The following is an 18813-nucleotide window of genomic DNA, read 5'->3' on the forward strand; positions in this document are numbered from 1 at the left end:
TCCAAAGTAAACTCGGTTAAACTTGCACTACTTATCTATCACAATAACCATCGTACAGTATTCGGTCAATACACAAATACCGCGTTTGGTAATTTTATTTCGTTAAAAAATTTCAACAAAAGCGGTTTTAACGGTTTTTTGGTTAAAAATTACTTAATGCATGCGTGATAAATCATCTTTTTGATCAATTCTACTGTCGGCGTGAGATATTCTAAGCCAATAAACTCATCGGGTTGGTGGGCTTGATTAATACTCCCAGGTCCTAAAACTAAGGTTTGGCAGCCTAACTTGTTAATGTAAGGCGCTTCGGTTGAGTAGTTAACCACTTCAGCTTCATGGCCTGACAATTCAGCAACCAGTTTTGTCCATGGGTTGTCTGCTTTACCGGCAAACGATTCAGCGCCAGGATATAAAGTGCTGATACTAATACTGCCAGGGTACTCTTTACTGATATCACTTAAATAATTCAGCACCATGAGTTCAAGATCTGCCAATTCCATTCCTGGCAAAGGACGAATATCTAAGTGTAAATCACAGCAACCACAAATGCGGTTAGCTGCATCACCACCGTGAATATGGCCAAAGTTCATTGTAGGGTAGGGAACGGTAAAAGCATCTTCGCGATAGTTTTCACTTAAATGCTGTTTAAGCTTCAATAACTGCCCCATGACTTTATGCATTACTTCAATGGCATTTAATCCGCGGGCGGGGTCAGATGAATGACCACTGCGACCAATAACGCGAATACCTTGAGCTAAGTGCCCTTTATGCATATACACAGGTTTTAAGCTGGTGGGCTCGCCTATTACCGCATAATCAGGTGCAATTGCCTTTGAGTCGGCAAATGCTTTGGCACCACTCATAGTGGTTTCTTCATCGGCACTGGCAAAAATAGTCAGTGGACGCTTAAAGTCTGCTAGAGGCATGTCTTTTAGCGCTTCAAGTACCAAGGCAAAAAAACCTTTCATGTCACAGGTGCCTAAGCCGTACCAACGATTATCTTTTTCTATTAACTCAAACGGGCTTTGGCTCCAACGACCTTCATCAAAAGGTACGGTGTCTGTGTGGCCGGCTAATAATAAGCCGCCTTCCCCTTGGCCAATGCGGGCTATAAGGTTTTGTTTATTGCGTGAGTCTGCAACCGTAGGAGTTTCGCAGCTAAAGCCTAACTCGCTGAACCAATCTTGTAACAAGGCAATAACTGCATGGTTACTCATATCTTGCTCTGGCTCAAGCGCGCTGATAGATGGTGTGCCAATTAACTGTGTAAAAGCACTTTTTAGGTCAGGTAGTGTACTCATGAGTTGTCCTATGTCTGAAATTATTGAAATACTTATTCAATAATATTGCATAAAAATTATTGTGTGCTAGTCTAGCAAACAGATGACTAAGGCACTACAACTAGAATGTAAGCAATGATAATAAATATGTGTAACTTTACTGTTAAATCCAATATACCAATAATCAGCAAGAACTTCCTGCGACGATAGTTCTAGATTAGACGTCCCCCGTCTAAATGTACTATGCTAACACTTCCATTTATGACAACAAAAGATAACAACATAATGAAAAATATCGCAATTATTGGTGCCAGTGGATACACAGGTGCACAAATTACGTCTTTGATAAATGCTGATGCAAATTTATCGGTTCAGGGGTTGTATGTCTCTGAAGGCAGTTTAGATAAAGGGCGTAAGCTAGCAGACCTTTACCCCGTTTATAGCCATATGCCTTATGTGCTTTCCCCATTAACTGACGAAGCCAAAGCCGGCATTATTGCTGAAGCTGATGCAGTTGTATTGGCAACAGAGCATTCTATTAGTTTGGAATTAGCCGCTGAATTTTATAAAAAAGGCTTAGCTGTATTTGATTTAAGTGGTGCTTATCGTTTTGCTGATGTCGCTCAATACCCTAAGTGGTATGGCTTTGAGCATACTCACCCAGATGTACTTGCAGATGCAGTTTATGGCTTGGCAGAATGGAATAGCGAGCAAATCAAGCAAACTAAAATGATTGCCGTACCAGGGTGTTATCCAACAGCATCACTCACTGCACTCAAGCCTTTGAAGCCTTTGCTTACTGATGCTTACCCAGTAATTAATGCGGTCAGTGGCGTTACAGGTGCAGGACGTAAAGCGCATTTACACACCAGCTTTTGTGAAGTCAGCCTGACACCTTATGGTGTATTAGGTCACAGACATCAGCCTGAAATTGCCACGCAATTAGGCCAAGAAGTGATATTTACCCCACATTTAGGTAATTTTAAACGCGGTATTTTAGCCACTATTACTGTGCAATTGAAGCCAGGCACAACAGAAGCGGACGTCGCTAAAGCCTATAGCGTGTATGACAACTCTCCGATAGTGACGGTTAAACACAATCAATTCCCTAAAGTGGACGATGTGGTACTGACACCAAACTGTCATGTAGGGTGGAAATACGACGAAAACAGTGGTTATTTAGTGGTTGCCAGTGCGATTGACAACTTAATGAAAGGTGCTGCAAGCCAAGGTTTACAGTGCATCAAGATCCACTTCGGCGTTTAATCACTACATAAAACAAGGATAACAAAAATGACAACTAATTCTGTTTTAGTATTAAAAGTAGGCGGCGCATTGCTGCAAACTGAAACTGGCATGGCAAATTTAATGTCGGCAATTAAAGACATGACCGCAGCAGGGCAAAAAATTGTTTTAGTTCACGGTGGCGGTTGCTTAGTCGATGAGCAATTAACGGCAAACGGTAAAGAGATTATCAAACTTGACGGTTTACGTGTCACTCCAGCTGATCAAATTGGCATTATAGTAGGTGCATTAGCAGGCACATCAAACAAAACCTTACAAGCAGCAGCAGCGAAAGCCGGTGTTGTCAGTGTCGGCATGAGCTTAGGTGACGGTAATGTGGTTAAAGCGAACATTAAAGATGAGCGCTTAGGACTAGTGGGCGAAGTGACCCCAAATGATCCTAGCTACCTGAATTTCATTTTACAACAAGGCTGGCTGCCAATTTGTAGCTCAATCGCCATTTCAGATGCAGGTCAGATGCTCAATGTTAATGCTGATCAAGCAGCCACCGCATTGGCCAAATTAGTCAACGGTACTTTAGTGCTGTTATCTGATGTGTCAGGCGTGTGGGATGCTAACAAGCAAGTGATTAAAAGTTTAAATAAAAGCCAAATTGATACCCTAATCGCTGAAGGCGTGATTGAAAAAGGCATGAAAGTCAAAGTTGAAGCCGCGTTAGAAGTGGCTCAATGGATGGGCAAGCCGGTTTTAGTTGCTTCTTGGCAAGATACTGAACAGTTAAAAACATTAGCACAAGGTGGGTCCATTGGGACCCAAATACAGCCTTAATGGAGTAGTTTATGAAGCACCTGTTGTCGATAAAAGAGTTATCTCAAACTCAGTTACTGGATATTTTAGCTTTAGCTAAAAAAATGAAAGCTAATCCTGCTGAGTACCGTCGCGCTTTAGATGGAAAAAGCGTTGTGATGCTTTTTGAAAAGCCATCACTGCGCACCCGAGTAAGCTTCGATATTGGCATCAACAAGTTAGGTGGTCATTGTTTGTACCTTGACCAACAAAACGGTGCTTTAGGTCAGCGCGAATCTGTGGCGGATTTTGCCACTAATATTTCATGCTGGGCCGATGCCATTGTCGCTAGAACATACCTGCACAGTACAATAGAAAAATTAGCTCATTACGGTAGTGTACCTGTAATTAATGCGTTATCTGACTTATACCACCCATGCCAAGCGCTGGCTGACTTTTTGTCGTTATCTGAACAGTTTGACGATATTAGTCAGGCAAGGTTAGCGTATGTGGGCGATGGTAATAACGTGACCCACTCATTGATATATGGCGCGGCTATTTTAGGCTTAACCATGACTGTGATTTGTCCTGAAGGGTATTTCCCTGATGCATTAGTGGTTACCGAGGCACAAGCCTTAGCGGCACAAAATGGCGGTAAACTGACATTATCTGCTGATATCAATCTTATTGAAGGCCATGATGCCATTTATACCGACACCTGGATTTCAATGGGTGATGAAACCTCTTTAGCTGAAATAAAAGAGCGCTTTAGCCCGTATCAGGTTAATGCCCAATTAATGGCTAAAGCAGGTGCTAAATACTTTATGCATTGTTTGCCTGCTCATCGCGGTGTGGAGGTAACGGATGACGTTATCGATGGCAAAGGGTCATTAGTTTTAGACCAAGCGGAAAACCGTATGCACGCCCAAAATGCTGTATTGGTCACCTTATTAAGTTAATTACTTATTAAGTGAGCCATATTATAAATAAATGAAATGATTCAGTGAGTAATGCTTATAGCGTTATTCACATATAAAAATATACGTAATCGATTGTAGGAAAACAAACATGTCTAGTGCAGTGAAAAAAACCGGCGTTAAAAAAGTCGTCCTCGCTTATTCAGGCGGGTTAGATACCTCAGCCATCATCCCATGGTTAAAAGAAACCTATGATGATTGTGAAATCGTGGCCTTTTGTGCCGGCGTAGGTCAAGGCGAAGAGGAATTAGTGGGCTTACACGAAAAAGCCATCGCTTCAGGGGCATCAGAATGCTACATCGTTGACCTAAAAGAAGAGTTTGTTGCTGATTATATTTATCCAACCATTGCTACCGGCGCGATTTATGAAGGCACTTACTTGTTAGGTACTTCAATGGCGCGTCCAATTATTGCCAAAGCACAGGTTGAAATTGCCCGTAAAGTCGGCGCAGACGCCGTATGTCATGGTTGTACCGGTAAAGGTAATGACCAGGTACGTTTTGAAGGCTGTTTTGCTGCCCTAGCACCGGACTTAAAAGTCATAGCGCCTTGGCGTGAATGGGAAATGCGTAGCCGTGAAGATCTGCTCGATTACTTAGCCGAGCGTAAAATTCAAACTACAGCATCGGCCACTAAAATTTATAGCCGCGACGCTAACGCATGGCATATTTCTCACGAAGGCGGCGAGTTAGAAGACCCGTGGAACGAGCCATCAAAAGGCGTGTGGACATTAACCGTAGCCCCCGAAGATGCGCCGAATGAGCCAGAATATGTGTCGCTTGCGGTTAAACATGGTCGTATTACCCATGTAAACGATGAAGCATTATCGCCGTATGCCGCATTAATGAAGTTAAACGACATTGCCGGTAAACATGGCGTAGGGCGTATCGACATTACTGAAAACCGTTTAGTCGGCATGAAGTCACGTGGTTGTTATGAAACACCCGGCGGCACTGTGATGTTTGCAGGTCTTCGTGCCATTGAAGAGTTAGTGCTAGATAAAACTAGCCGTACCTGGCGTGAGCAGATCGCTGCCCAAATGTCGCATTTAGTCTATGACGGTCGTTGGTTTACGCCATTATGTAAGTCACTTATTGCCGCATCTGAGTCGCTAGCTGAATCAGTAAATGGTGATGTGGTGATCAAGCTTTACAAAGGCCAAGCTACACCAGTTAAAAAACGCTCACCAAACAGCTTGTATTCAGAAGCTTTTGCTACCTTTGGTGAAGATGACGTGTATGACCAAAAACACGCAGAAGGCTTTATTCGTTTATATTCATTAGCTAGCCGTATTCGCGCGCTAAATACGAAATAAACCTTAAGCAATCTAAAAAGGGCGCTGTAAAGCGCCCTTCTTGTAATCACTTTTAATCTTACAAAAGAGTGCTTAAAGAGTGATTACAAGAAGACAATATTGATCTAATCGACTTAATTGAATAGCAAAAAAGAGGATACCGACATGGCGTTATGGGGCGGAAGATTTCAGGGTGAAACTAGTGCACTTTTCAAATTATTTAATGACTCATTGCCAGTGGATTACCGCTTATTTGAACAGGATGTTGTCGGTTCAATTGCCTGGGCGGATGCCATTGCTAGCGTAGGTATTATTACAGCCAAAGAATGTAGTGATTTAAAAGCGGCATTAAATGAATTGCTGGTGGAAGTGGGGAACGATCCCCAAGCCATTATCAGCAACGGCGCCGAAGATATTCACAGCTTTGTTGAACAAAAGCTGATTGCCAAAGTGGGTGACTTAGGTAAAAAACTCCATACTGGCCGTTCACGTAACGACCAGGTTGCTACCGATTTAAAACTGTGGTGTAAAAAAGAAGGTGCAGCACTGCTGGCTCGTTTAGGTACATTGCATGCGGAGTTAATTGCTTTAGCAGAACGTGAAGTCGATGCCGTTATGCCAGGTTACACCCACTTACAGCGTGCACAACCGGTAACATTCGGTCACTGGGCGTTAGCCTATGTTGAAATGTATGAACGTGACATTAGCCGTCTGCAAGATGCATTGGGGCGTGCCGATTCATGCCCGCTAGGTTCTGGTGCACTTGCTGGTACAGCCTACCCGATAGATCGCCATGCGTTAGCGTCAGCGTTAAACTTTGCTCGCCCAACACTGAATAGCTTAGACAGCGTGTCAGATCGCGATCACGTGGTGGAATTATGTAGCGCAGCGTCAATCAGCATGATGCATTTAAGCCGTATGGCTGAAGACTTAATTTTCTTCAACTCTGGCGAAGCGAATTTTATCTCATTAGCCGACGAAGTCACTTCTGGCTCATCATTGATGCCGCAAAAGAAAAACCCGGATGCCTTAGAGCTTATTCGAGGTAAAACCGGCCGTGTATATGGCAGCTTAATGGGTATTTTAACCACAATGAAAGCCTTGCCATTGGCATACAATAAAGACATGCAAGAAGACAAAGAAGGTTTGTTTGATGTGGTCGACAGTTGGGCAATTTGTTTAGACATGGCCGCATTAGTGTTGTCGGGCTTAAAAGTTAATCGCCCGCAAGCACTAGTGGCAGCTCAACAAGGTTATGCTAATGCGACTGAGCTAGCTGACTACCTTGTCGCCAAAGGCATGCCGTTCCGTGAAGCACATCATGTAGTGGGCGAGGTGGTGGTATTTGCCATTGGTGAACAAAAGCCGATTGAAGAGTTAACCGTTGCTGAGCTACAAAAATTTGCCCAAGTGATTAGCGATGATGTGTATCCAAACCTCACCATCGAAGCGTGTTTAGAAAAACGTGATGTACTAGGTGGTACCGCAGTTAACCAAGTGCAAGCTGCAATAGCGGCTAAAAAAGCGTAACTATAGCGTTATTTATCAAAAAGCCCTGCTGGTGGATACCAGCAGGGCTTTTATGTTTATAGGGCTCAAACAGCACTGTAAACATAAAAGCTTACAATGATAATAGCGGATTATGTGATCATTATAGATTGTTAGCTGGACACTTATCAGCCATAATTTTAAACAGTAACGTTAATCAATCACTTATCAATGGCGTGCATTCATACATCTTATGGCTTTAGAACATTCGTCTAGCAGCACTAACCCTTGTTCACGCAGTCGCGATAGATTGTCGTGGCTGCGGACGGACGTTGCGCCGTTCTCAACAAGAAGCCATAGCGTCATCAACCATGACCGCCACCAGTGATAACTTTTTTAATGCTTATGCCATATTTTTAGGCGCCAGCATGGGGCAAATGGGTTTTGTTACCGGATTGCCGCAATTATTTGGTGCGATATCGCAGTTATTGTCAGTGTGGTTAGCCAGTCACTTTAGCCGTAAACTTTTTATTGTCACATCAGCCATCTTACAAGCGCTGGTGGTATTGGCAATGGGATTAGTCGCCGCCCTCAGGCCTGATAATGCGGTGTGGATGTTTATTGGCTTAGCGGTGTTATACCACGGTTTTATTAACTTGATTCAGCCCCATTGGCGCGCGTGGATGGGGGCGATAGTGCCCGACAAACGCCGGGGAGCCTTTTTTGCTGCCCGCACCAGATTAACTATGGCAGCGTCCTTGAGTGTATTTTTTGTTGGTGGCGGTATTTTAAGTCTTACCGACAGTTATCAAATGGCCTGGCTAGGATTTAGTTTGCTGTTTTCAATCGCCTTTATGGGGCGATTAGTCTCTGCATGGTTATTACTGCAAATGCATGATCCCGAGCCTTGCTGCGCGAAAGAGAAAGGCTATTTTACCCAGACGCTGGTGAACTTTCGCAGTGCTTGGGCAGATAAGGTTTTCCGTCAATACAGTTTATTTGTCGCCGGCATGCAATGTATGGTGGCAATATCGGCACCGTTTTTTGCGGTTTACATGTTAGAAGACTTACATTTTACCTATTTAGAATTTGTGTTCGCCAGTGTCGCCTCCATTTTTACCCAGTTTGTTACTTTGCGATTTTGGGGCCGTTTTAGTGATTTATATGGCAATAGAATTGTGATGATAATCACTAGCTGCTTAATTCCTTGTTTGCCACTATTGTGGATTTTTTCTGATCACTATGGGTATATCATTGCCCTACAAGTTTTTTCAGGCTTGGCATGGAGTGGCTTTACCCTTTGCACCGCTAACTACTTATACGACATTCGGCCTTTTCGCAGCGACTTTGCGACCTATGCCGCATTACAGGCATCATTAAGTGCAGGTTTTGTATTTGTCGGTGCCATGGTCGGTGGGTTTATTGCCACTTATGCGAATGACTTCTTGGTATTCACCGGACTTAATCAATGGTTATCTAGCCCGATATTTGTGGTGTTTATTGTATCTACTGTGATGCGCTGTATGGTCACGTTATGGTTTATTCCACGTTCGATAGAACCTAAAATTCGACCAAGACCGCAATTTTTGCAACTCATATTCCGCATTAAGGGATTTAGTGCGATATCAGGGGTGAGTTTAGATTGGCTTACTGTAACCAAACGGATCGTAAAGCGAAAACCTCACGAAAATGCTGACGAATAATACATTGAGCTAAGGTGACTTAAGCCATGGCTATTATGGTTTAGGTAAGGTGTAATCAAAAAACTTTCGTTTATCAGGGCCAGTCGCATTGCTACTGATTTTATGCGGATGTTTATACTCATCCCAGCTGGCCACGTTGCGACCGACATTAAGCACAGGGAAGTCGATAGCATCGTCATCTTTTATCCCTAAAAAGGTCAATAAGGTTTGCAAGCTATTCGGCTGACCAATATCAATACTGATAAAGTTATCCCGCCCCGCAAAGTAATCGCTGACTTGCTGCTGGTGGCGTAAATAACACCCTGCTAAATGCGCTTCATCACATACATCTTCAATCTGCCATATATCAAAACAATGATTAAAGCTGCGTTTCATTATCGGATGAAAACGGCCATTGTCTTTATCTAAATGCACCATCATCTTACTCAGCAACATTTGCATCGACGGTAGCCATTTATCCATTGGCCTATCTAAATAAACAAACTTAGCGTTGGGAAATAACTTATCTAATTGCTGATAATCACTAAAGCATGGCGCATCAGACACCGCATCGGCCAACATAAACGCCTGCTTAGTAAAGGCCTGATGTGCAACCGTTAAGCCTTGCTCAAGCAACGCCACACTCATGCTAGTTGTGCCGGTTCGGGGTAGGCCAATAATAAACACTTTATTGGCCTGTTTATTCGGCACAGTGGGTTTAGGTAAAGCGGCTTTAGGCTTAGCGGCTTGTGGTGATGTCGATACTTCAGTCAGCTTAGATGTCATTAATTAAGTCGCATTGGGTTATTGAACGATAAACTTATATATTAATCGGCTATATAAATTACGGGTTACACCATTTACGAGTAGTAACCTAACGCTACCATTTTGTCGGTAAATATTGAGTGTAATATAACGGCATAACGACATGTGTTTGTTCCAATAGCGAAGAACCTTGTGTTCCTGTTAACTTAAACGTTTTGTTTGGTGCGCACTTTTCAATGTAGGACGTCAGCGATTTAGCTCGTGTGCGTTTTCCGCTTTTAACTTCAACTGGGACAATATCACCCTCATCCGTTGCCATGATAAATTCAATTTCAGCGCGGGCATCATTCCAAGAGTAGCTAGGGTCAACACCCATAGCCGTCAGTTCTTGCTGGACAAAGTTTTCGGCAACATACCCTTTGTACTCATAACTTTGCTGTTTTATTTCTTTGTAACTACTGCCAAGCATATGGCTGAGTAGCCCAATATCAAACAAAAATAGTTTAATCATATTGTCTTTTTTATAGGCGGCAAGTGGTGATTTAGGCGCCCCTTCAATCGGATAGTTAGCCAGTGCCAAGCGACAACGAAGTAACCAGTGAATCGCGTTTTCAAAATCGCTATAACGTGATTTACGTTGGTAGACATTTTTGAATTTAAAGCGCTTAACCGACTCATCCATCACGATAGAGAGCTGTGCAGGGATGCTACTAAACACTGACTCAATCAAGGTTGCATCAACTTTCCCCGCGTATTTACCAAAATCTCGTCGGTAACCTTCTACCAAGTCAGCATGTATTTTTGATACCTTTGCAACACGTTCTAATATGCTGACATTTTTATATTGATACCAAGCCGCCACAGCCTCAGGCATACCACCGGTAAAGAAATAATCAGTGAGTTTGTCCATTAGTATGTGGTGTGCGGTCGTCGAATTTGCTTGGGTGTCAAATGCCTTAATTAGCGCCGTTTCTTCAGAGGCATAAACAAATTCTTTGAACGTTAACGGACGTAAATAGTACTGTTCAACTTTCCCAACAGGGAAAGTATTTAATAAACCAATGTTTGATCCGCTTGCCGCGACAAAGTAAGTCGGGGCTTTTTCGGCGAAATATTTGAGTGATGTGACAGCGCGCTCGCACTCGCCGATTTCGTCAAGAATAAGTAAGTCTGTTTCTGGGTTAAAGCTTTGGCCAGTGATCAGTTCAATGTTTGTTAATAACTCGTCAGGTGCGAGTGAGCTTTCGAATGCTTCTTTAAAAGCAGGGTTTTCTAGAAAGTCGATACGCAGCGTATTGGCGAATGTGTTACCAAACAGTATTTGCAGGAGAAATGTTTTACCCGTTTGGCGAGCACCATCAATCAGTAATGGCTTACGCTCCGGTTGGTTTTTCCACGTCATTAATGAATTGAGTAGAGTTCGTTTCATAAAGCCTTTAACCGACGGTAATTAATGTTAGTGACCATTATAAACATAAAAGTACGCACTGGTTACACTTTTATGCGCGTAAAAGTGTGAATAAGTTACACTTTTATGCGTATAAAAGTGTATGTTGGCTATTCGGGGAAGGGCTTTACGTGACGCAATAAGTAGTCGGCAATGTCAGGATGTGGCTAAAGTCAGCCGCACCATTACAACCCGTCATTTGGCCCAGCTTGTTGACCCACAATGTTTGATCAAAACTGGCGCGGGTGGCAGAAGCACGTGGTATGTGTTGTTGGTGTGAGTTTAATATCATAACAATCATAATATGTGACTCATAGTCCGTAGACTCATTGTCTACATGTTTGCATCATCATGAAAACCTTTTTTTAGGATTTTTCATGGAAGATTTGATACTCGTTTCATTTGGTGCCTACTTTAAAAGCTTAAGGATTTCAAAGGGATTATCACAAGAACAACTTGCGCTAAAAGCTGATTTAGATCGGACATATATCAGTGGAATCGAAAGAGGGAAAAGAAATGTTAGTTTGATCAATATTGTCAAACTAGCAGAAGCTTTGGAGTTACCTCCTAAACAACTTCTTGATTTTAAGTTCAAGGAATAAATATGTCTAACAGAGCATTTTATTCCGCACCTCTCGAACAGTTTTTAGTTGCTAACGCCTTGTCTATAAGTGGTGAAATATCCGCGGCTCATACTCAGCAACTACAGCATCAGCAATCCAGAGCTTGGGGAGCGGAAATAAATATACTCAAAAGAGAACTGAAATTATGTGGTACTGATAATACACATATCTTTTTTGAGTTTATGATCCCAAGAATGGGACGACGTGCTGATGTTGTTCTCGTGGTGAAAGGCGTCATCTTTGTTATCGAATTCAAAGTTGGTGCACAACAAATTAATCATGCCGATTTAAGGCAAGCCCATGGTTATGCACTCGATCTAAAAAACTTTCATAATGGCAGTCATGATAAGTTTATCGTGCCCATTTTAATTGCTACGAACTTAGCTAAACCAACCCCCCTGCAAGCATTATTCAAATTAGACTTTGCATTTGATAACGTAGCTTCTCCGATTGCTATTCATTCAGGTCAAATACTTAATGCAATTAATCAAATAACAACATCTTTAAAGCAGGTTGAGTTTGATGCCAACCAATGGGCTACATCTGGTTACTTACCGACTCCAACAATTATCGAAGCTGCACAAGCTCTTTATGCTCAACATAACGTTGAGGATATTGCTAAAAGTGAAGCGGATACTCAAAATATCGGCCAAACAAGTCAGCAATTATTGCAGCTAATACACGACGCCCGTGAAAGAAAACGCAAAGTGATTTGTTTTGTCACCGGTGTCCCTGGTGCGGGTAAAACACTTGTTGGATTAAATATTGCGAGTACTCATTCAAACCCAAAAGAGAAAGAGTATTCAGTATTCTTGAGTGGCAATGGCCCTTTAGTGTCGGTGTTACAAGAGGCCTTGGCCCGTGATCGAAAAGTAAGAACTGCTGATACACTGGCATCTTGTCGACGACAGACAGAGCAGTTTGTTCAAAATATTCATAAGTTTAGGGACGATTCTTTATCCGGTGCGGTTCCGCCTGAACAGGTCGCAATATTTGATGAGGCACAAAGAGCTTGGAATAAAGAGCAAACTAGTAAGTTCATGCAAACAAAACGCAATCAAATAGGCTTTAATAAATCAGAACCCGAATATCTCATTGAAGTCATGGATCGTCACGAAGATTGGGCCGTAATTATTGCTCTGGTTGGTGGAGGGCAAGAAATTAACACCGGAGAAGTGGGGTTGTTAGGTTGGCTTAATGCGCTAGACGAAAAATTTAGTCATTGGGATGCTTATTACTCTGCAGATTTACTAAATGGGGAATATGTTGCATCAAATTTAACCGCTAGCCATTTATCAAAAGGAACAGTCTTACCCTGTTTGCATTTAGCAACTTCGATGCGGTCATTCAGGGCGGAAAAACTATCAAGTTTTATTCATTATTTGATTGATGGTGATAGCGTATTAGCTTGGAAATTATTCACTACGTTCTCGCACTTATATCCTATTAAAGTGACTCGAGATTTAGACACTGCAAAGAAGTGGATAAAGTCGCAGAGTCGAGCTACTGAAAGTATTGGCATGCTTGCTTCATCCAATGCAATACGTTTGAAAGCGGAAGGTATTTTTGTAAAAAACAAAATTGAACCTAAAGATTGGTTTCTAGGTCCGCCAGAAGATATTCGCTCATCTCATTTCTTGGAAGATATTGCGACTGAGTTTGATGTGCAAGGTTTAGAGTTAGATTGGTGCTTAGTTGCATGGGATGCAGATTTTCGATTTAAATCTAAGGGAAAAGAACATTGGCGATTTCGCGGAAGTAAATGGGAAAAGCGCCAACAAGAACAAACTCAAATTTATTTAGAGAATGCTTACCGCGTGCTGCTGACTAGAGCGAGGCAAGGGATGGTTATTTTTGTTCCTAGTGGAGATGACTCTGATAAAACAAGGCTGTCTGAGTTTTATGATGACACTTTCGATTTTCTACAACGTTGTGGTATTACCATTATTTAGGATTATATAACTCAACCAAAGCCTGCCATATCGGCATCTGCAACTGTTGAAAACAGGATGTTTTCGTCAAGCCCCCATGGATGGGTTTACGGCGTATTGCAGGGGACGATATGGTGGGCTAACTCACAAACCTTTAATCACTCATTACTATCTGGGTTTTCCAGCCCTAAGTCGAGTTATCCAACTGCTGTTTTATCCATTGTTCATTACACTGAATCAATTCCCAACGTTGGCATTGGTTGAACTGGCTATAATGTTTAATTGCATCGATAAATGGCTCGATAAACGCTTCTTTAGCTTTGAGTCCACTGATTGAGGCATCAAATGCACTTGCTTCAAAATAAAGGTTTTGCAGTAATAAACAGCGCTGTTTTCTATCTGCTTTTACATCGACTCGGCCGATAAATCGGTCGCGCCATAGTATGGGGAGCGAGTAGTAACCGTATTGGCGTTTTGCTTCAGGCACGTAGACTTCTATTTGATAGTCAAAACCAAACCATTGCTTTAGCTTCTGGCGTTGAATAACTAAGTTATCAAACGGGTTTAGCAGCCAGACTTTATTGGGGATTTCAGCAGGTAACGATAAGTTTTTCAGATGGTAATAATCTTGGTTAGATTCTGTAAAGTGTGATATTTCCCCGTGCTCGCCCATGTGTGCCAATGTTTTGCTGAGCAAAGGTTTAAGTCCTTTACGTAAGTATTGAATTTGCTGCAAATTGCCAAATCCATGGGCGGATAAATAGCGGTTGATTAAATGCCTGGCAAACTCATCATCACTTGGAATGGCTGTATTGATGTGGTGGGGTAATACCCGTTCGGTTAAGTCATAAACCTTTTGAAACTTATCACGTTTAGCAACCATCAACTCGCCGTGCATAAACAACTGTTCAAGGGCTTTTTTAGCTGGTTTCCAGTCCCACCAGGCGCCACTTTTACTATTAGACTCGTGTTGAAATTGGCTGGCTTTTAAAGGGCCTTCAGCCGCAATACGGGCTTTAACGTCACGCATGACTTTATGCTCAGGTTCAAACCAATGTTTATCGCCCTGTAGCAGTTGTTGTTTGCGGTATAAGCTAAATCGATAATCGTCGATATGCAGATAAGCCGCGGCATGTGACCAGTATTCAAATATGCTTTGGCTGGCCATCGCGCTATCAAGTTGGGGGGAAGAATAATTGGCTAAGCGAGAGTGTAAAACATGGTGATGAGCCCGTTCGACCACATTGATAGAGTCAATTTGCACATAACTGAGTTGTTGAATGACCTGTTCAACTGAGCCAGAAGATTGCAATAAGCCTTGCTGTTGCAAGCTTATCTGTAACCATTGTTGAGGTGAGTAGGGGGAGATCATTAACGACTACGCCTAATCATCACGGGTTAACACTTCCAGCAATTCAATTTCAAAAAACAAATCTGAATGAGGCGGAATTTTATCGCCTATTTGACGTTCACCGTAACCAAGGTTTGCTGGCACTGACAATTGACGTCTGCCACCGACTTTCATCGGGTTGTCTCCAATAATACCTAAATACCAACCTTGAATAACCCGCTTAGCGGATATCACCACTTGAAATGTATCTGAACTATCAAACACAGTGCCGTCGGCTAGCTTGCCAGTATATTTACAGGTAATTAATGCGCCTTTTTCGGCTGCTTTTCCTGTGCCTATTTGGGTGTCGTTGATGATTAAATCTGTCAATGTTGATGAGGTCATAGGGTGTCTTATTGATTGTTTTATCGATTTTTGTGAATGTTCTTAATGAGTGTCTGATGCCAGTAGACTGGCTAAAAAGCCAAAAAATATGCCCGTATCATAGCAGTTGATACGGGCATATTTAAAGCTGTTAGCTTAAGTAACACTCTAATAGCGTGTGGTGTTTAAGTTAGTTCACCGGTAAATGCTTTTGTAAAAAGGCTTCAATAGCATAAAAGGTTTTAAGTCTGTCAGCATTGTCACTAAGGTAATGGTCGCCATCTTCAAGCTCAACAAATTGGACATTTTTATTGTACTTAGTTAATGCATCAAACATATCTTCACTGTGCTCAACGCCGACAACCCGATCTTTCTCGCCGTGAATTAATAGCACTGGCACATTAATGTCTTTGGCTTTACTGACAGGAGAGCGGGCATAAAGTGCATCATAATCATCGCCAATTTGCTGCTTCACAATTTCAAAGTTGCGGTAACGACGGTGTGACTTGACTAAGTCTTCCACATCCATCACACCACCAAAACTAATTGCACATTGAAATAAATCTTGGGTGGTTGCAACGGCCATTAATGCGGCGTAGCCTCCGTAACTTGCCCCAGCAATACAAATTCTTTTAGGGTCAGCAACGCCTTGTTCAATAAGCCAGCGTGTACCGTCTTCTACGTCGGTTTGCATTTCAAGTCCCCAGTTTTTGATACCTGCTTTCATAAAGTCGTAGCCGTATCCGTCTGAGCCTCTAAAGTTCATCCGCAATACCGCGTAGCCGCGATTTGCAAAGTATTGGGTCCAATAGTCAAAACTATTGTTGTCGAAACTAATTGGTCCGCCATGGGGGAATACAATGGTGGGTAGTTTAGTTTTTAATGCGTTTTTTGGCGTTGTTAGAAAACCTTCAATATTTAAACCATCACGGGCTTTGTAGTTAATACTTTCGGTACTGGCCATTAATTCAGGGAATAAATTTTTGTAGCGATAAGCAATAGGGATCAATGTTTTGGCATCTCTGTTACCTAAATAATAAGTGCCTGAGTCGGTTGCGCTGGTAGAGAATACAATGTAACTGCGCTCGTCTTCACTGTATTGAGTAATAAAATTGCGGGTGTCGGGCAACACTTGATTCAAGCCATTAATGAGAGCGATATATTCTTCATCCCAAAAAGTGTATTCCGAGTCAGCACCATCACTTACACCAACGATTTGTTGTTTTACTTTGGAGTAAATTAATCCCCCAGTGACATCAAGATTATCGCGCTTAAACACCAGCTCTTTGGTGAGTTTAGGATCAGTGAGGTTCACTTTGAAAATAGCTTTATAGCCTTCATGGTAGGCTTGAATATATAAAATGTTAGGGTCTTCACCGAAGCCCATTGGCCAAACTTGATTTTCAGCAAACGCCTCAAATTCCCATAACGTACGATAGCTTTCATTGTTATCGGCTTGTTCAATGATTTTATAATGGGTGTCATCTTGAAAGATGCCGACTCGTACTCGATGTTGTTTGTCCGTCGTCCAATCGATGACATTTTTTACCGCATATTGCACAGCACTTGAGCGGCCGTCGGTGAGGTTAATTTTCATTACTGTTTCATTTTCTGGTTTGCTACCTAATCCAGTAAATTGCATCAGAATGTGGTCATCATCGTCTTTGAGCATATCAATAATATCAGATTGAATTTGTGGCACCCATTTAAAACGTTTTAAAACCATGGGCTTAATCACACTTGATAATTCATTTTCAGAGATAGAATATTTAAATAACCGCCATTCATTGGTTGGCGTGCCATATCGTATGGCTGGAAACTTGGCATAAATAAATAATATGTTATTACTTGCCCAGGATAAGCCGGTAATGGTGAATTTTTGGTTGTCAGTTTGTACTGGATAAACTGACTTACCAGAAGCAACATTATAAATATTAACTAATGAGCCTTTTTGAGTATCTAAATCTAACCGAACAACTGTTGCAATGTTTTTACCATCAGGTGAAAGGGTGACATTGGTTACGCCGGGAATGCTGGCAAAAGCTTCAACAGGCAGTTGTTGTGGTGTAGAGGGAGTGGCAAATGAAGGTTGTGCAACAAGCAAAGCGAGTAACAATGCAAATGCACAGGAAAAAAGAGCTAAAGTCCGTTTCATTAAATATCCAAACTAAATTGTTATTTTGACATGTAACCAGGATGTTACCGTGTAATGCATCAAAGTTTACTGCTTTTTGAGTATTTACCCAAATTTTAGTTTAAGTCGGTAATGATAATGCCATCCCAAGCTAATACTGCGAAACAGCATAAATGCACATAATGCGCCCCATAAGGCGTGGTTGCCAAAGGATTGCAAGCTCCACCAGAGTGGAAAGTAAACCCCAAAGGTGGCGATTATCATGCTGTTACGCATAATATGCCCCTGGGCGGCACCAATATAAACGCCATCAAATAAATAGCAGCCAAAGGCTAAAATAGGCATGGCGATAAGCCACATAAGGTAGGTGCTGGCCGTTTTTTGTACGCTGGGGATATTAGTCAGAGCGTTGATAATATATTGACCAAACAACCAAAAGAAGACACTGAAAATAACGGTGATAATCGCTGACCAGGCAAATGCTAGGCTAACAGATTCAAACAATAAGCTGGGGTTATTTTGTCCTACAGCGCGGCCAACCTCTGCTTCGGCGTAGTAAGCTACCCCATCGAGTGCATACGATATCAACATCAATAAATTGAGCAGTACCGCATTAGCGGCTAAGGTATCGTCACCTAACCCTGCGCCATAAAAAGCCATAAAACTGAATGCCGCTTGCAGGCATAAGCTGCGAATGAATATATCGCGGTTTAAGGTGAGTAAGCGTGATAAGCCTGTAAAGCTTAAGTGTTGGGTTAACTGTGGCCAGGTAAAACCAGGCTGCTTTTGCAGTTGCTGTTTAACCATAATTACCGCCACACTAAATGCACACATATCAGCGATCACCGATGCTAAAGCCGCACCTTGTACGTTCCATTGAAAACCAATTACAAACACCACATCTAGAATAATATTAACAATGTTGGCAATAATTAGCTGCCACATAGCAGCTTTGGGTTGTTGCCTACCAAGTAGCCAGCCTAATAACACTAGGTTAGTTAAGGCGAAAGGCAATGACCAAATGCGGATCTCCACATACTGACGACAATAAAATTGTACTTGCTCGCTGGCTTCAGTTAAGTGCAGCGCTAATGACAATATCGGCTGTTGGAATAGAAGGGCGAAAAAGGCCAGTAAAAGCGCTAAACTGACCCCTTGAATAAGTAATTGCTGCTGGGTATGGTGATCGTTTGCGCCAAAAGCTTGTGCCACTAACCCTGTGGTCGACATACGTAAAAAACCTAATAACCATATTATTAAGGTAATAATGGTACTGCCCAGCGCCACTCCGCCTAAGTAATAGGCTTCACCAAGATGGCCAATGACCGCAGTGTCCACTAAACCTAATAGTGGCACTGTGATATTAGATAAAATCATTGGAATGGCCAGCGCCATTAATTGGCGGTTTTTATCGCCATTTAACAGTAAACGAAACACAGACATATTT

15 protein-coding genes and 1 pseudogene are annotated in these 18813 nt (G+C 42.2%); 8 read left to right on the forward strand and 8 right to left on the reverse strand.

What is annotated here, in order from left to right:
- Positions 1-149: 149 nt before the first annotated feature.
- On the reverse strand, positions 150-1301 hold the full coding sequence (gene argE, locus ACRWQN_RS02570; RefSeq protein ID WP_434927814.1) for an acetylornithine deacetylase: 1152 nt from the start codon (positions 1299-1301) through the stop codon (positions 150-152).
- Positions 1302-1565: 264 nt separating this feature from the next.
- On the opposite strand from argE, the gene argC reads away from it, so the two are divergent.
- From argC to ACRWQN_RS02600, 6 genes and pseudogenes are all read left to right on the forward strand, one after another.
- A complete protein-coding gene (gene argC, locus ACRWQN_RS02575; RefSeq protein WP_434939666.1) occupies positions 1566-2546 on the forward strand; it encodes an N-acetyl-gamma-glutamyl-phosphate reductase in 981 nt (326 codons plus the stop codon).
- Between the two features lie 27 nt (positions 2547-2573).
- Positions 2574-3353 carry an acetylglutamate kinase gene (gene argB / locus ACRWQN_RS02580; protein ID WP_434939667.1) on the forward strand — a complete coding sequence of 260 codons (780 nt, stop codon included), beginning with the start codon at positions 2574-2576 and terminating at the stop codon, positions 3351-3353.
- An 11-nt stretch (positions 3354-3364) separates the two neighbouring features.
- Positions 3365-4270, forward strand: a complete 906-nt coding sequence (locus ACRWQN_RS02585; protein ID WP_434939668.1) for an ornithine carbamoyltransferase — start codon at positions 3365-3367, stop codon at positions 4268-4270.
- Between the two features lie 109 nt (positions 4271-4379).
- A complete protein-coding gene (locus ACRWQN_RS02590) occupies positions 4380-5603 on the forward strand; it encodes an argininosuccinate synthase (RefSeq protein ID WP_434939669.1) in 1224 nt (407 codons plus the stop codon).
- Positions 5604-5747: 144 nt separating this feature from the next.
- Positions 5748-7112: an argininosuccinate lyase gene (gene argH / locus ACRWQN_RS02595; RefSeq protein ID WP_434939670.1), complete on the forward strand. Its 1365-nt coding sequence runs from the start codon at positions 5748-5750 to the stop codon at positions 7110-7112.
- A 211-nt stretch (positions 7113-7323) separates the two neighbouring features.
- Positions 7324-8773: pseudogene (locus ACRWQN_RS02600) on the forward strand (MFS transporter).
- Positions 8774-8806: 33 nt separating this feature from the next.
- Here ACRWQN_RS02600 and ACRWQN_RS02605 read toward each other — a convergent pair.
- The 3 genes from ACRWQN_RS02605 to ACRWQN_RS02615 form a co-directional block, all read right to left on the reverse strand.
- Positions 8807-9538: a sulfotransferase family protein gene (locus ACRWQN_RS02605; protein WP_434939671.1), complete on the reverse strand. Its 732-nt coding sequence runs from the start codon at positions 9536-9538 to the stop codon at positions 8807-8809.
- Positions 9539-9632: 94 nt separating this feature from the next.
- Entirely contained in the window at positions 9633-10946 is a 1314-nt protein-coding gene (locus ACRWQN_RS02610) for an ATP-binding protein (RefSeq protein ID WP_434939672.1), read from the reverse strand.
- A 145-nt stretch (positions 10947-11091) separates the two neighbouring features.
- Positions 11092-11265 (reverse strand): hypothetical protein, encoded by a 174-nt coding sequence (locus tag ACRWQN_RS02615; protein ID WP_434939673.1) that lies wholly within the window; start codon positions 11263-11265, stop codon positions 11092-11094.
- 76 nt (positions 11266-11341) lie between these two features.
- On the opposite strand from ACRWQN_RS02615, the gene ACRWQN_RS02620 reads away from it, so the two are divergent.
- Positions 11342-11566, forward strand: a complete 225-nt coding sequence (locus ACRWQN_RS02620) for a helix-turn-helix domain-containing protein (RefSeq protein ID WP_434939674.1) — start codon at positions 11342-11344, stop codon at positions 11564-11566.
- 2 nt (positions 11567-11568) lie between these two features.
- Positions 11569-13539, forward strand: coding sequence for a DUF2075 domain-containing protein (locus ACRWQN_RS02625; protein ID WP_434939675.1), 1971 nt, complete (start codon positions 11569-11571; stop codon positions 13537-13539).
- A gap of 166 nt (positions 13540-13705) precedes the next feature.
- Here the strand turns inward: ACRWQN_RS02625 and ACRWQN_RS02630 are convergent, their stop codons facing one another.
- From ACRWQN_RS02630 to dinF, 4 genes are all read right to left on the reverse strand, one after another.
- Positions 13706-14890, reverse strand: coding sequence for a winged helix-turn-helix domain-containing protein (locus ACRWQN_RS02630; RefSeq protein ID WP_434939676.1), 1185 nt, complete (start codon positions 14888-14890; stop codon positions 13706-13708).
- Positions 14891-14902: 12 nt separating this feature from the next.
- Positions 14903-15253, reverse strand: coding sequence for an FKBP-type peptidyl-prolyl cis-trans isomerase (locus ACRWQN_RS02635; protein WP_434939677.1), 351 nt, complete (start codon positions 15251-15253; stop codon positions 14903-14905).
- A gap of 169 nt (positions 15254-15422) precedes the next feature.
- Positions 15423-17387: an alpha/beta hydrolase family protein gene (locus tag ACRWQN_RS02640; RefSeq protein ID WP_434939678.1), complete on the reverse strand. Its 1965-nt coding sequence runs from the start codon at positions 17385-17387 to the stop codon at positions 15423-15425.
- A gap of 84 nt (positions 17388-17471) precedes the next feature.
- On the reverse strand, positions 17472-18809 hold the full coding sequence (gene dinF, locus ACRWQN_RS02645; RefSeq protein ID WP_434939679.1) for an MATE family efflux transporter DinF: 1338 nt from the start codon (positions 18807-18809) through the stop codon (positions 17472-17474).
- Between the last annotated feature and the right edge of the window lie 4 nt (positions 18810-18813).

Source organism: Shewanella sp. HL-SH8 (genome assembly GCF_051165765.1).
Taxonomy (GTDB): Bacteria; Pseudomonadota; Gammaproteobacteria; order Enterobacterales; family Shewanellaceae; genus Shewanella; species Shewanella glacialimarina.